Raw genomic sequence first — 12410 nt, forward strand, 5'->3', positions numbered from 1 at the left:
TCGTCACCTGCTTTCTGTCGTTGCGCGGAGCCCTCTCGCGGGACGCGCGATCGAGGGGGTGATGCCGAGGAGGGCGAGCACGAGCACGAGTTCGGCGATGCCCACGGCGAGGTACGCCGTCTGCAACCACGAATACTCGCGGATGACCGCGATCTCGACGAAGATCCAGATGATCATGCCGAATCCTGCGACGGCGGAGAGCACGATGCCGGCACGAGGGCGGAGCAGGAGGGTCACGGCGCCGGCGAGCTGCGTTCCACCGACGACGACGCCGAGCACGAGCCCGGGCACGAGGAAGGAGGTGAACGCGCTGCCCTCGAGGTACTCGTGGGGAACGCCGCCTCCGTCGAAGAAGATCGCCAGAACGGCGCCGCCGAACGACGAGACGGCGCCGAGGGCGAGAATGCCCACCAGCACGGGGCGGGTCACGGTGTCACTGATCATCGCAGTGCTCCTGTTCGTGTCAGGGTCGTGTCACGGGATCACGACGGCTCGGCCGCGGATGGTGCCGTCGTGCAGGCGGCGGTAGGCCTCGGGCGCGTCGTCGAGGCTGAAGGTCTCGACATGCACCCGGAGGTGCCCGCTCAAGGCGAGCTGGAGCACCTCGATCAGCTCCGATCGGGTTCCCCAATAGGGCGCCCGGACGGTGGCCCCGAAGGGGGTGGAGAAGAACCCGGTCGGCAGCACACCGCCGCCGATTCCGACGATCTGGATGTCGCCATCCGTCGCCACGACCGCCCGGGCGATCTCCAGGGTCGGTGTGGCGCCGACGAAGTCGAAGACCGCGTCGGCACCATGATCGTCGGTGAGCGAACGGATGCGTTCGATCGCCGAGGAATCGGAGACCAGCGCGTGGTGCGCTCCGACCTCGGAGGCGAGGGCGAGCTTCTCGGGGTCGGTGTCGAGCGCGATGACCGTCGCCGCCGAGACGGCGCGGAGGATCTGCACGGCGACATGTCCGAGCCCGCCGACGCCGATCACCACGGCGGTCGAGCCCGGACGCAGTTTGCCGAGACTGGACGCGATGGCGTGGTAGGGCGTGAGGCCGGCGTCGGTGAGGGAGACGCTCTCGACCGGGTCGAGGTCGCCGAGGGGAACGAGATGACGCGCGTCGTCGACGATCAGGTAGTCGGCCATCGCGCCGGGCGCCCCCAGCCCCGGAGGGGCGATGCCGAGCGCGGCGGCGTTGCGGCAGTAGTTCTCCCGGCCTTGGGCGCACTCGTGGCACCGGCCGCAGCCCCAGGGGCCGTAGACCGCGACGGAGTCGCCCACGGCGACACCGGTGACGCCCTCGCCGAGCTTGTCGACCACTCCGGCCCCTTCGTGGCCGAGGGTCAGCGGAAGGCCGTAGATGTACTGCTCCTCCGGCAAGCTCATCAAGAAGGAGTCGGAGTGGCAGAGGCCGGCCGCGGTGACCCGCAGTCGCACCTGGCCCGGTCCGGGTTCCGGCGTGTCGATCTCGACCACCTCGGGAGGCGCGCCGATGGAGCGGTACTGCAGCGCTCTCATCGTTCCGGTCCGCGTTCTTCGGCGGCCTGATCGTGCACGACCAACACCGGGCAGTGGGCGTGTTCGGCGCACTGGGCGCTGACGGAACCGAGGAGGAGGCCGGCGAACCCGCCATGTCCGCGACTGCCCACCACGAGCAGGTCGGCGGTCGTGCTCTCGTCGATCAGCACGAGGGCCGCTGAGCCCTCTCGAGTGGTGGTCGTGAACCAGTCGGGTCGCGCCGACCCGAACACCGCGGTGGCGACCTGGGCGGCGATCTGTTCCGCATCCTTGTCGGGATAGTAGACGGCCGGCAGCGGGGTGTAGGAGATCGGGTAGCTCCAGACGCAGAGGGCGTCGACCCGCGACCCGAACTTCTCCGCGATGCCGACGGCCCGGCGGAGGGCCTCGATCGAGGCGTCCGATCCGTCGACCCCGACCACGATGCGCTCGTATCCGGTGGAACTGCGGGCGGTGGTGTCGTGATCGGTCATGCGCTTGTCTCCGTTCGAATCAGGGGTGGCCCGATGACGTGGGGGCTACCTCCTCCGACACTACGAAGCCCGTGCCCGGCCGATTAGAGCCGAAGGTCCCGTCATCCGTCGGAGTGGTGCGGGAGGAACAGGCGGGCGGCCACCGGGGCCGTGGCAACGGCAACGGTGAGTGCCATCAGCGCTCCGGCGATCAGATAGAGCACGACGACCAGGGCGATCGGCGAACGCTCGTCGATGAACGGTGACGGCCCCAGCGTCCAGCACACCGCTGCCGCCCAGGCGAGCATGTTCCAGGGAATCCAGGCGGCGCTTCCGCCTCGATCACGGATGACCAGCCACTGCGCCACCGGGATCACGGCCAGGAGGACGAGGCCGCCCAGCACGACGATGGGGATGAGCCACGCCGAGAAGTCCAGTTCGAGTGTGCTCGGCAGGAGCCCGATCGCCCATGCCGCTGCCGCTCCCGACGACGTGGCCACCAGCCACGGCAAGGATGCCGGCCGATTGCGGCCCAGACCGATGAGCTGACCCGCCCCCAGAGCCGCTCCCTCGACGGCGCCGCCGATGATCGTCACGGCGAATGCGACGAGGGCGTCCGGGTGCAGAACCGCCATCGTCACGGCGACACCCGCGGCGACGGCGAATCCCACGGCTTCCCCGCAACTCACCCAGGCGATCCAGCGAAGAGGGAAGCGTGCTCCCGCTTCACTCGTCATGAGGTCGGCGAATCGAGTCAGCCGGCCGCACCGGCCGCAGCGGGCGGAACGGCGACGACTCGGTCTTCGGGGAGGTAGTAGGTGACGACGGTCTGCCATTCCGAAGGAGGGCTGCTGCTTCCAGGACCGACGAGGTACTGCTCCGTCATGGTGCCGGGTTCGCCGAGCCCGTGGGTGGTCATCCACGAGTGGAGTTCGTCGTAGGTGTCACCGAGGTCGTCGTACGCACCGTGGTGCACCGCGGTCACCGCGCGTCCCGCGGGCAGGGTGACCGACTGCACGGTCTCGTCGTGGGCGGCCGCCGGCTCGACGGGGAATCCGGCGAGCACGTCGACAGCGTCGGGAGTGGCCGCGAAGTACACCGCGATGGGTGCGCCGGCAGGAACGGTGCCCCGCGAGCGGAGCGCATCCTGAGCGACCGGCAACGCTCGCGCGAAGAAGGCCTGCAGGTCGGTGAAGGGAACCCAGGATCTGCTCCCCGCGACCGTCACCGACGGCACGATCAGTTCCGTGATCGAGGTCATGTGTCTGCTCGCTTTCAGATGACGGGGTCGGCGAGGGCGCCGTGCGGTGCGGTGCCCAGCACGGGCGGCCGCGGTGCGTCGCAGAGGTGCACGATCAACACGATGAGTCCGGCGATCGGGAGCAGCAGCCAGAACAGCTCGGCCCACGACCGTCCCGCGTCGCGCAGCCGGCGCACCGTGACTGCGAGTGTCGGAAGGAGTGCGGCGACCGACCAGACCCCGGAGATGCTCGAGCCCACGAGGAACGTGCCCTCGGGAGTCGCGACGTTGAAGGAGTTGAGAGCGGCGCTCACGAGGGCGGTGAAGAGGATCCACCACCAGAACTCCGGCCGGGATGCGCGCCCGGTGAAGGTGGCGTAGTTCGTGAATCCTGCGCGGATGGCGTCGGGGAAGTTCATGGCTCGTCACCCCACCTGCTCGAACACACGTGCCGTGCGGTCGACGTCGATGTCGACGTCGCGCACCCGGTCGCTGACGACCACCACGGGCACGTCGAGATTGAGGATGAGTTCATGGCTGGCGGAGCCGAGCACGAAGCGGTTCATCGCGCTGCGGCTCCGACAGCCCACGACCACCAGCTCGGGCAGGGGCGAGAACTCGAGCAGTGCGTGGACGGCGTGGCCGCGCACGGTGCTGGCCGTCATCGCGAGGCCCGGATGGCGCCGCTTCACGACGACTTCGATGTCGCGCACCACCCCCTCGTGCTGGAGCGCGATCTCGTCGAGGATCTCTTCGTCGTACACGTACGCCTCCTGCCAGATCGCCGGCTCCATCCAGGCGTGCACCAGGTGCAGGGGGACGCCGCGGAGCTGGGCCTCCTCGGCGGCGAAGAGCGCTGCGCGGAGGGACGTCTCCGATCCGTCCACGCCGGCGACGATCCCCCGGCGGGCGCCGGTGATCTGGTGCGGGACGATGGCGACCGGTCCGAGCGCCGAAGCCGCCAGCCGAGAACCGAGCGACCAGGCGAAGCGACGATGCGGAAAGTCTCTCGTGTGCGTGCCGACGACGAGGAGCGTCGTCGGGTCGGTGTAGCGACGAAGGGCGTTGAGCGTGTCCCCGATGACGATCTCGCCGGTGACACGATGCTCCGGGAGTTCCTGCCGGACACGAGCTGCCTCATCGGCGACCGCTGCACCTGCGGCATCGAATTCTTCGGGCCCTATCGTCTTGCCGGGAACCAGGCTGACTTCGTCGGTCACGCTCACCAGCACCAGCTCAGCCGTGCTGTCCAGATGCCGGGAGCGCGCCACCGCCCAGTCGAGAGCGGAACGGCTCTCCGCCGTGCCGTCCCAGGCCACCACTGTGCGCTGATTCATGATGTCTCCGCTCTGTCGGACCACGGATGTGATCGCGGTATTCCCCCCAGCGTCGCGCCCGATCGATTCCGCTCCCAGGGCCGAAGGTCCCGCGGCCCGGGCGCCCGGACGCCGGGACCTTCGGCCCTACTCCGCCGCACCGCCGGGGGCGCACCGTTGTGGTGTCGGTGCCGAACGTGCACCCCGGTGAGGAGATGATCATGACGGCCACGCAGACGTCCACCTACACGGATGCTCAAGTGAAACAGATGGTGGAGGACGAACTCCGTTGGACGCCCCAGATCGACGCCGCCACCATCGGGGTCAGCGTCAAGGATGGCGCGGTGACGCTCACCGGCGAGGTCGATTCGTTCCTCTGGCGGCACCTCGCCGCGAAGGCTGCTCTGCGGGTGCGGGGCGTGCGCTCGGTCGCGAACGACGTCACCGCGAAGAACGCGTTCTCGCCGATCGACGACACGGACATCGCCGAAGCGATCCAGCACACGCTCCGTTGGACGGCCGGTCTGCCCGACGGATCGATCGATGCGGAGGTCACGAACGGCAATGTGATCCTGACCGGCAGCGTCGCCTGGGACAGCCAGCGGCGCGCCGCCGAGAAGCAGGTACGCCAGATCAAAGGCGTGCATTGGGTCGACGACCGGGTCACGCTCGCCCCGCGGGTCTCCTCGTTCGAAGCCCACAAGCACATCACGGATGCGTTGAAACGGAACGCCCTCACCGACGCCGCTCGGATCGACGTCGTCGTCGACGGCACCCGCGTCACGCTGACCGGAACGGTCGCGTCCTACGACGAGTTCCGCCAGGCGGAACGCGCCGCCTGGTCGTCCCCGCATGTCACCGAGGTGAGGAACGACCTCACCGTCCAGCCGCGCTGACCGTGCGGCCGGCCCGCCGAACCGAAGGAGAACGACCGTGTCTCTCACCGTAACGCCGACCAGGCACGACATCGCCGTGCAGGATGCGGTCGGGGCCGAGCTGGCTTGGCGACCGAATGTCGATGCCCGTCACGTGTCCGTGACCGTCTCCGACGGCATCGTCCTGCTCACCGGAACCGTGTCGACTCTGGGTGAACGCCGAGCCGCCGTCCGAGCCGCTCAGTCGGTGTCCGGTGTCGTCACCGTCATCGATGAGATCGTGGTGCAGCCACCCGGCACGACCACCCTCAGCGACGCCGAGCTCGCGAAACGGGTCGACGCCGCGCTGCGGTGGCACGCCGCTGCGATCGGCCAGAACATCCGGGCGGAAGTGGTGCACGGACGGGTCCTGCTGACGGGAATGGTCGAAGCGGACTGGCAACGGCGCTCCGTCGAACGCTTCGTGGGATCTCTCGAGCATGTGGTCGGCGTCACCGACGAGATCGTCGTGACCCCGCGCCCGTGCCCGCCCGATCTTCAGGACCAGGTCGTCTCCGCGCTGCGGCGGCAGAGCGGGCTCGACGTGGGGAAGATCAGCGTCAACGTGCACGACGGGGAGGTGCGGCTCGGCGGCATCGTCTCGACGGTCGCCCAGCGGCTCACCGCGTCGCGCGTCGCCGCCGCGCACCCGGCCGTTCGCGCGGTCCGGAACAACATCCGCGTCATCCCCGACCTCATCTGAACCGAGCAGAACGGACCCTCCACGATGACCGACAACCCGTACTTCCTGACGCCCCGGCCGGAGGCCGCGCCCAGCACGGTCGAATCCCTCGACATGACCGAATGCTGGGAGCTCCTCCGTTCGAACGAGATCGCCCGGCTCGCCGTCGTCGACGACCGCGGAGCGGACATCTTCCCGATCAACTACCTCGTGAACGACGGGGCCGTCTTCTTCCGGAGCGCTCCAGGAACGAAGATCGTGAGTCTCACGGAGCACCCGGGCGTCGCCCTGGAGACCGACGGCACCGCCGCGCGGAAGCGGTGGAGCGTCGTCGTGCGGGGAGACGCGCGTCGACTCGACGTCGACACGGAGATCGAGGCTTCTGGAGTCCAGGACCTCCCGACCCTGACCGGCACGGAGAAGTGGAACTACTTCCGCATCACGCCCCGCACGGTGACCGGGATCCGATTCCGCGCTGTTCCGCACGCGGAGGCATCCGTTCGATCGGTTGCGTCGGTCGACGAGGGAGACGACTGATGGCCACCGACGGCCGGGGCCGGGTGATCGTGCGCGACGGCTCCTGGGGATTCGTCTTCCTGATCGCCTACGTGGGAGCAGCGATCTATTTCATCTCCACGTCGGACGGATCGTTCTGGGGAGTCATCCTGGGGCTCCTCCAAGCGATCGTCTGGCCGGCCTATGTCGTCTTCCACGTGCTGGGGGCGATCGGCGCCTGAGGCCCGGGGCGCGGCCGAAGATGCCGTCGAGCCAGTGGTAGACGACTTCGTTCCGAACCCAGGCCGGCTCAGAAGCCGCTCGGCGCGGTCTCGAACTCCGGTTCCACGGGTGGGGCTTCGTGGTGCAGAGGCCGGAGCGCGGAGGTCTTCTTGAACCACACCAGAGCGTCGTAGCGCTCGCCCATCACGGTCGGCACGTAGTTGCCGAGCTCGGCCTCCGGCCGATAGACGACCCCGATGGCTCGGTGCCCGCGTCGTTCGCCGAGCCAGGGACCTGCTGGATCATCGACGAACGACAACACGGCATCGCTCTGCAGAGCGCGGCCGAGGAGGTCCTCGTGGCTGTTCGGCCGGGCGACGGGCACGACTCGCACCGTCTCGGGCACCCCCCACGCGTCGGCCGCCAGAACGGTGCCGTAGCTGCACGCCTGGCCGATCAGGAACACCTCCGGCCCGGGATGACGCTGCCGCAGGAGTTGTCCCACATTGACCAGACCGCCGGCCGCCATGTCGGTGGCCCGGGCATCGCCGACGTGGGTGTTGTGCTCCCACACGACACCGCGGGCACCCGTGCCGTGGTGTTGCCGGATGCGGTCGATGGTGTCGGTCATGTGGATGTCGCGCACGTTCCAGGAATCGCGGTCGCCGCGCATCATGGCCCGGTAGTACTCCTCCGCGCCGGCGGCGACGTGCGCGTTCTGCACCGCATCGAAGGCATCCTCGTCGGAGTCGCCGGCGGTGCTGAGGAGTACGGCGGTGAGCAGGGAGGTGACCTCGTCTTCGCAGGATTCCGGCACCAGCCGCGTCGCCCATCCGTACGCTTGCGGGTCCTGATGGAAGGGGAGGAAGCACGCCCAGGCCCGTTCCGCCTCCTCGAGGGCTTCGGGGGCGTTGCGGGAGAGCCAGTCCATGATCCGGGCGAGCGAGTCCCAGAGCGAGTACACGTCGAGGCCGTAGAACGACACCTTGTCCGCAGCGGACCGGGAGCGGTTGAGGTCACGGAGCCAGTCGAGGAAGTCGGCCACATCGGCGTTGGCCCACAGCCAGGTGGGCCACCGTTCGAAGGAGGCGAGTTCGGCGCGGGCGTCGCGATCGGTGCCATCGAGGTCGTGCAGCCACCGGTTGATGCGCGCGCAGTCGGGCCAGTCCCCTTCGACGCCGATCCAGCGGAATCCGTGATCGCGCACCAGGCTCTTCGTGAACTCGGCTCGCCACCGGTAGAACTCGTGGGTGCCGTGCGAGGCTTCGCCGATGCACACGAGGGTGCTCTGCGAGGCCTGCCGGAGGAGCCCGGGGTCCTCGAGCGGCCGAGCGCGGGAGCGGATGTCGGCGAGCAGGGCGTGGGTGTGGGTGTCGGGGTTGCCGGTCATGGTCGTCTTCCTTCAGGGTGTCGTCCGGAGATTCTCGAGACCGCCTCGTCGAGGGCTGCCACGACTTCGGCGTCGGTGGTCTGCCCGAAGTGCTCGTAGTGCTCGCCGACCGCTCGGAAGACGGTGGGCGTGCTGACGCACACGATCTCGTCGGCCTCGACGATCGTGGCGAGGGTGTCGCCGGACGCGACCGGAGCTGCGAGCACGATGTGCGCCGCGCCGAGGTCGCGGGCGGCGCGGCACGCGACCCGCGCGGTCGCTCCGGTCGCGATGCCGTCGTCGACGATGATGACGGTGCGCCCGGCGAGGGCCAGTCGCCGACGGCCAGGTCGCAGCGCGGCCTCGCGGGCTTCGAGCACGCGCCACTCCGCGGCTTCGACCTCGGCGAGTTCCGGGTCGGTGACGCCGCAGTTGCGGATGAGGTCCTGGTCGAGGTAGCGGATGCCGCCCTCGGCGATGGCGCCCATGGCCACCTCGGGCTGGAACGGAAGCCCGAGCTTGCGCACGAGGATCACGTCCAGCGGGGCGTCGAGCATCGCTGCGACCTCCGCGGCGACGGGGACTCCACCCCGCGGCAACCCCAGCACGATGACGTCGCGGCCACGGAAACGGTCCAGACGCGCACCGAGCCTCCGCCCGGCGTCCCGACGATCACGGAACCGGTTCATGAGGGGCCCCCGGCCGTCTGCGCGGTGGCGGGTTCGTTCTCGACGGGGAAGTCGTGCACCCGGTCGCTGACCACGATGACAGGCACGTCGAGGTTGAGCACGAGTTCGTGGCTGGCCGATCCCAGCACGAGGCGGTTCATCGCGCTGCGGCTGCGGCATCCGACCACCACGAGCTCCGGCAGCGGAGAGGCGTCGAGAAGGGTTCGCGCGGTGGGGCCGCGCACCGTTTCCGCGGTGACCGCGAGATCCGGGAAGTTCCGTTCCACCACGCGCGCGGTGTCGCGCACGATGGTCTCGTGGTCGCGGGAGAGGATCGTGAGGCTGTCGTCGTCATAGGCGTAGTCGGCCTGCCAGACCGGCGGCTCCAGCCAGACATGCAGGAGGTGGAGCGGAACACCGCGGAGTCGCGCTTCGGCTGCTGCGAACAGGGCCGCCCTGGTCGAGGTGGCGGAGCCGTCGATTCCGGCGACGACGGTCGAGCGGTCACCGGTGACGTGACGCGGAACGATGGCCACCGGGCCGAGGGCCGTGGCGGCGAGGCGGGCTCCGATCGACCAGGCGAAACGGAAATGCGGATACGTCCGCGCTTGGGTTCCGACGACGACGAGGGTCTCCGGATCGGTGTACCGGCGGAGCGCGTTGAGCACGTCGCCGATCACGATCTGGCTCGAGACCCGGGCGTCAGGTCGTTCGCGAGCCATCAGCCGCGCCGCGTCGTCGACGTTCCGCCGGGCGGCGTCGAAGTCCTCGGGGCCGATCGTGGTGCCGGGAATCAGACTCACCTCGTCGAGCACGCGCACGAGCACGACTTCCTGTCCGGCCGGAGCGTGCCCCGCCCGGTCGGCCGCCCACGCCAGCGCGGTGCGACTCTCGACGGAGTCGTTCCAGGCGACCACCGTTCGTCGAGTCATCGCTCCCACCTTCTCTCCGGATCGCTGCGTCTCCCGCACAGGTTCTCGCTGGTGGTCGGCAGCGGCAAGGGGCGAAGGTCCCGTGGCGGTTCCGCCACGGGACCTCATCCCGCGTTCTTCCGATCAGGGCCGAAGCGCGACCAGCTCCGTCTCAGCGCGACGGGCGCCCACGATCACAGAACCGGATCGACCGTGTCCGCGTCTTCCGCGAGGGGAGCCGGTGCCGAGCGGTCGGAGGTGGCTGCGACCGTGATCACCGCACCGATCGCCGCGAAGGTGAAGGCGATGACCGCGATCCAGGAGGTGAGGGTCTCGAGCCCGCCCTCATCCGAGCCGTGGAACACCGAGGCGATGATCGCCGGGCCGCCGAACGCGAGCACCACGTCGAAGAGGAACAGACCCGCTCCCACCAGGTAGGCGATGCGGAGCGCGAGCACGAGATGGGCCAGACGGGCTGTCACCCCTCCACGGTAGTGCGTGCGAGCCGTTCCGGGCCAGCCTCGCGGATGAGGAGCACGGCGAGGCCGGCGGCGACCGCGAGCACGGCCGCGCCGAGGAACACCCAGGAGAACCCGGCCGTCAACGCCTCCGGAGCTGCCATCCCGGAGCGTACGAGGCCCTCGGTGCGGGTGGCCGCGAGCGTCGAGAGCAGGGCAAGGCCGACGGCGCTGCCGATCTGCTGACTCGTGTTGACCAGTCCTCCAGCGAGTCCCGCATCCGCCGGCCGCACGCCGTGCACGGCGAGCTGGGTGCCCGAGACGAAGGCGCCGCCGAGGCCGATGCCGAGCAACACGGTGGGGCCGAGCAGATCGACCACGAAGACCGCGGATGCCGGGGCCGCCGCCAGCCAGACCAGGCCTCCCGCCACCACGGCGAGGGAACCGACGAGGGTGACCCGGGTGCCGATCCGGCCGATCACGGTGGGCACGACGCCCGCGACGGCCACCAGCGCGCCGGCGAGCGGCAGCTGGCTGAGCCCTGCCGTCAGCGCGTCGTAGTGCAGCACGGCCTGGGTGTAGACGGAGAACGCGAAGAACAGGGCCGTCATCGCGGCACCCATCAGGAGGATCGCGACGTTCCCCGCCGTCACCGAGCGATTCGAGAAGATCGAGAACGACACCAGCGGCGCGGGGGAGCGGCGTTCGATCAGCACGAACGCGACGATCAGAGCCACCGCGGCGCCCGCGAGCGCGATGGTGACCGGATGCGCGACTCCGAGCTGCTCGAAGGCGGTGAGCGCCCCGACCAGGGCCACGAGCCCGCCGGTGATGGTGGCCGCCCCCGGGTAGTCGAGACGTGTTCCCGTCGATTCGGGGTCGCGGGTGACCAGGCGCGGCACGAACAGGAGCACGGCGACGCCGATCGGCACGTTCACGAAGAACACGGCCTGCCAGCCGAACGCCGCGGTGAGCACCCCGCCGAGCAGCACGCCCGCCGCACTGCCGATGCCGGCGACCGCGCCCCAGATGCCGAGCGCCTTGGCGCGGTCCTGGGCGAGGGGGAAGAGCTGGGTGACGAGCGCGAGCGACGCCGGTGCGAGCAGGGCCGCGGAGGCGCCTTGCAGGGCGCGCGCCGCGAACAGCATCTCGCCCGAGAGCGCGAAGCCGGCCAGTGCCGATGCGCCCACGAATCCGGCCGATCCGATCAGGAACAACCGGCGATGACCGTAACGGTCGGCGAGCCGGCCGCCGAGCAGCAGCAGCCCGCCGAACGGCAGCACGTAGGCGGTGATCACCCAGCTGAGGGCGGCCGTGTCCAGTGCGAGCTGCGCGCCGAGCGAGGGGAGGGCGATGTTGACGATGGAGGCGTCGAGCACGACGAGGAATTGCGCCAGTGCGAGCACGCCGAGGGCGAGCCAGCGCCGGCGGCTCCGGGAGGGAGCGCCGGATGAGGATCCGACGGGAGGTGCGGAGATCGAGGTGTCGGTCATGATGGTCCTTTCGTTGAGTGTGTGACTGATCAGTCACTGATCTGGGCAGAAGAACTCGCCGAGCGGATGGGTTCTGCGCGGCGAGGGCGGTGGGGTCAGGGGTGCCGGATGCCCCGGTTCAGGATGGCCGCCCAGGCCGATCCGTCGTCTTCGATTCCGGTGGTCACGATCAGGTGGCAGAGCTGCCCGAAGGCGATGAACCGTTGCACGTCGTCATCGCTCGCGCCGGAGCGGGTCTTCGCGAAGAGCGTGATCTTCGCCAGACCCCGGCGGAGTGCGGCGCCGATCTCCGGCACCTCGGCCGCCGACTGGGCGTGCACCTGCAGCATGAGCAGGCGGCGGTCGGCGATCAAGTGGGCGTATGCGGCGCCCATCGCGTCGAGCACGCCGGCGGGGGTCTGCTCGTCGGCGGAAGCGGCACCTCCTTCCAGGGCTTCGACGATCTGCTCGAAGCACTCCTCGAGGGCGGCGACGAAGAGGGGCTCCTTGCCCGGGAACAGCTTGAAGACATAGGCCGGCGAGATGTCGGCGCGCTGGGCGATCGACGCGACGGTGGTTCCGAGATAGCCCGTGAGTGCGAATTCGCTGAGCGCGGCCGAGATGACAGTCGTGCGTCGGGCGTCGGCCGTGGAGAGGACGGAAGGTCGAGGGGTCATGTGAGTGACTGTACACTCACTCCCG

The 12410-nt window shown here is 69.6% G+C and carries 17 protein-coding genes; 4 read left to right on the forward strand and 13 right to left on the reverse strand.

Annotated features, from left to right (window positions below; genetic code table 11):
• Positions 1-3: 3 nt before the first annotated feature.
• From BLW00_RS17900 to BLW00_RS17930, 7 genes are all read right to left on the reverse strand, one after another.
• Positions 4-444 (reverse strand): hypothetical protein, encoded by a 441-nt coding sequence (locus BLW00_RS17900; RefSeq protein ID WP_092556725.1) that lies wholly within the window; start codon positions 442-444, stop codon positions 4-6.
• A gap of 30 nt (positions 445-474) precedes the next feature.
• Positions 475-1509, reverse strand: coding sequence for an NAD(P)-dependent alcohol dehydrogenase (locus BLW00_RS17905; RefSeq protein ID WP_092556727.1), 1035 nt, complete (start codon positions 1507-1509; stop codon positions 475-477).
• A complete protein-coding gene (locus tag BLW00_RS17910; RefSeq protein WP_092556729.1) occupies positions 1506-1982 on the reverse strand; it encodes a universal stress protein in 477 nt (158 codons plus the stop codon). Before BLW00_RS17910 ends, BLW00_RS17905 begins: the two co-directional genes overlap by 4 nt.
• A 101-nt stretch (positions 1983-2083) precedes the next feature.
• The gene (locus tag BLW00_RS17915; protein WP_139256786.1) at positions 2084-2698 is read right to left on the reverse strand and encodes a hypothetical protein; all 615 of its coding nucleotides are present in this window, start codon (positions 2696-2698) and stop codon (positions 2084-2086) included.
• Positions 2699-2715: 17 nt separating this feature from the next.
• The gene (locus BLW00_RS17920; protein WP_092556733.1) at positions 2716-3222 is read right to left on the reverse strand and encodes a GyrI-like domain-containing protein; all 507 of its coding nucleotides are present in this window, start codon (positions 3220-3222) and stop codon (positions 2716-2718) included.
• 14 nt (positions 3223-3236) lie between these two features.
• Positions 3237-3620, reverse strand: coding sequence for a DUF805 domain-containing protein (locus BLW00_RS17925; RefSeq protein WP_092556735.1), 384 nt, complete (start codon positions 3618-3620; stop codon positions 3237-3239).
• A 6-nt stretch (positions 3621-3626) separates the two neighbouring features.
• The gene (locus BLW00_RS17930) at positions 3627-4538 is read right to left on the reverse strand and encodes a universal stress protein (RefSeq protein ID WP_092556737.1); all 912 of its coding nucleotides are present in this window, start codon (positions 4536-4538) and stop codon (positions 3627-3629) included.
• Between the two features lie 200 nt (positions 4539-4738).
• On the opposite strand from BLW00_RS17930, the gene BLW00_RS17935 reads away from it, so the two are divergent.
• The 4 genes from BLW00_RS17935 to BLW00_RS17950 are packed head-to-tail and all read left to right on the forward strand — an operon-like array spanning position 4739 to position 6850.
• Positions 4739-5413, forward strand: coding sequence for a BON domain-containing protein (locus tag BLW00_RS17935; RefSeq protein WP_175494357.1), 675 nt, complete (start codon positions 4739-4741; stop codon positions 5411-5413).
• Positions 5414-5450: 37 nt separating this feature from the next.
• Positions 5451-6134, forward strand: a complete 684-nt coding sequence (locus tag BLW00_RS17940) for a BON domain-containing protein (RefSeq protein ID WP_092556741.1) — start codon at positions 5451-5453, stop codon at positions 6132-6134.
• A 24-nt stretch (positions 6135-6158) separates the two neighbouring features.
• Positions 6159-6650 carry a pyridoxamine 5'-phosphate oxidase family protein gene (locus BLW00_RS17945; protein ID WP_092556743.1) on the forward strand — a complete coding sequence of 164 codons (492 nt, stop codon included), beginning with the start codon at positions 6159-6161 and terminating at the stop codon, positions 6648-6650.
• Entirely contained in the window at positions 6650-6850 is a 201-nt protein-coding gene (locus tag BLW00_RS17950) for a hypothetical protein (RefSeq protein ID WP_092556745.1), read from the forward strand. Before BLW00_RS17945 ends, BLW00_RS17950 begins: the two co-directional genes overlap by 1 nt.
• Positions 6851-6918: 68 nt before the next feature.
• Here BLW00_RS17950 and BLW00_RS17955 read toward each other — a convergent pair whose 3' ends face one another.
• The 6 genes from BLW00_RS17955 to BLW00_RS17980 all read right to left on the reverse strand — a co-directional run bounded on the left by BLW00_RS17955 (position 6919) and on the right by BLW00_RS17980 (position 12385).
• A complete protein-coding gene (locus tag BLW00_RS17955; RefSeq protein WP_092556747.1) occupies positions 6919-8220 on the reverse strand; it encodes an erythromycin esterase family protein in 1302 nt (433 codons plus the stop codon).
• Positions 8217-8888 (reverse strand): phosphoribosyltransferase, encoded by a 672-nt coding sequence (locus BLW00_RS17960; protein WP_092556749.1) that lies wholly within the window; start codon positions 8886-8888, stop codon positions 8217-8219. The genes BLW00_RS17955 and BLW00_RS17960 overlap by 4 nt, the downstream gene beginning before the upstream one ends.
• The gene (locus BLW00_RS17965; RefSeq protein WP_175494358.1) at positions 8885-9799 is read right to left on the reverse strand and encodes a universal stress protein; all 915 of its coding nucleotides are present in this window, start codon (positions 9797-9799) and stop codon (positions 8885-8887) included. The genes BLW00_RS17960 and BLW00_RS17965 overlap by 4 nt, the downstream gene beginning before the upstream one ends.
• A gap of 173 nt (positions 9800-9972) precedes the next feature.
• Complete coding sequence (locus tag BLW00_RS17970) at positions 9973-10260, reverse strand: hypothetical protein (protein WP_092556753.1); 288 nt, start codon at positions 10258-10260, stop codon at positions 9973-9975.
• Positions 10257-11729, reverse strand: coding sequence for an MFS transporter (locus tag BLW00_RS17975; protein WP_092556755.1), 1473 nt, complete (start codon positions 11727-11729; stop codon positions 10257-10259). The genes BLW00_RS17970 and BLW00_RS17975 overlap by 4 nt, the downstream gene beginning before the upstream one ends.
• A gap of 95 nt (positions 11730-11824) precedes the next feature.
• Positions 11825-12385, reverse strand: a complete 561-nt coding sequence (locus BLW00_RS17980) for a TetR/AcrR family transcriptional regulator (RefSeq protein ID WP_092556757.1) — start codon at positions 12383-12385, stop codon at positions 11825-11827.
• Positions 12386-12410 lie beyond the last annotated feature (25 nt).

Origin of the sequence: Herbiconiux ginsengi, from assembly GCF_900107435.1 — a bacterium.
Classification (GTDB): Bacteria; Actinomycetota; Actinomycetes; order Actinomycetales; family Microbacteriaceae; genus Herbiconiux; species Herbiconiux ginsengi.

Bases quoted from the DNA above. Each gene is read 5' to 3' on its own strand.
- BLW00_RS17980 (WP_092556757.1), bottom strand. From the start codon at position 12,385: ATGACCCCTCGACCTTCCGTCCTCTCCACGGCCGACGCCCGACGCACG.
- BLW00_RS17965 (WP_175494358.1), bottom strand. From the start codon at position 9,799: ATGACTCGACGAACGGTGGTCGCCTGGAACGACTCCGTCGAGAGTCGC.
- BLW00_RS17960 (WP_092556749.1), bottom strand. From the start codon at position 8,888: ATGAACCGGTTCCGTGATCGTCGGGACGCCGGGCGGAGGCTCGGTGCG.
- BLW00_RS17920 (WP_092556733.1), bottom strand. From the start codon at position 3,222: ATGACCTCGATCACGGAACTGATCGTGCCGTCGGTGACGGTCGCGGGG.
- BLW00_RS17905 (WP_092556727.1), bottom strand. From the start codon at position 1,509: ATGAGAGCGCTGCAGTACCGCTCCATCGGCGCGCCTCCCGAGGTGGTC.
- BLW00_RS17910 (WP_092556729.1), bottom strand. From the start codon at position 1,982: ATGACCGATCACGACACCACCGCCCGCAGTTCCACCGGATACGAGCGC.
- BLW00_RS17975 (WP_092556755.1), bottom strand. From the start codon at position 11,729: ATGACCGACACCTCGATCTCCGCACCTCCCGTCGGATCCTCATCCGGC.
- BLW00_RS17955 (WP_092556747.1), bottom strand. From the start codon at position 8,220: ATGACCGGCAACCCCGACACCCACACCCACGCCCTGCTCGCCGACATC.
- BLW00_RS17930 (WP_092556737.1), bottom strand. From the start codon at position 4,538: ATGAATCAGCGCACAGTGGTGGCCTGGGACGGCACGGCGGAGAGCCGT.
- BLW00_RS17935 (WP_175494357.1), top strand. From the start codon at position 4,739: ATGACGGCCACGCAGACGTCCACCTACACGGATGCTCAAGTGAAACAG.
- BLW00_RS17945 (WP_092556743.1), top strand. From the start codon at position 6,159: ATGACCGACAACCCGTACTTCCTGACGCCCCGGCCGGAGGCCGCGCCC.
- BLW00_RS17900 (WP_092556725.1), bottom strand. From the start codon at position 444: ATGATCAGTGACACCGTGACCCGCCCCGTGCTGGTGGGCATTCTCGCC.
- BLW00_RS17915 (WP_139256786.1), bottom strand. From the start codon at position 2,698: ATGACGAGTGAAGCGGGAGCACGCTTCCCTCTTCGCTGGATCGCCTGG.
- BLW00_RS17950 (WP_092556745.1), top strand. From the start codon at position 6,650: ATGGCCACCGACGGCCGGGGCCGGGTGATCGTGCGCGACGGCTCCTGG.
- BLW00_RS17925 (WP_092556735.1), bottom strand. From the start codon at position 3,620: ATGAACTTCCCCGACGCCATCCGCGCAGGATTCACGAACTACGCCACC.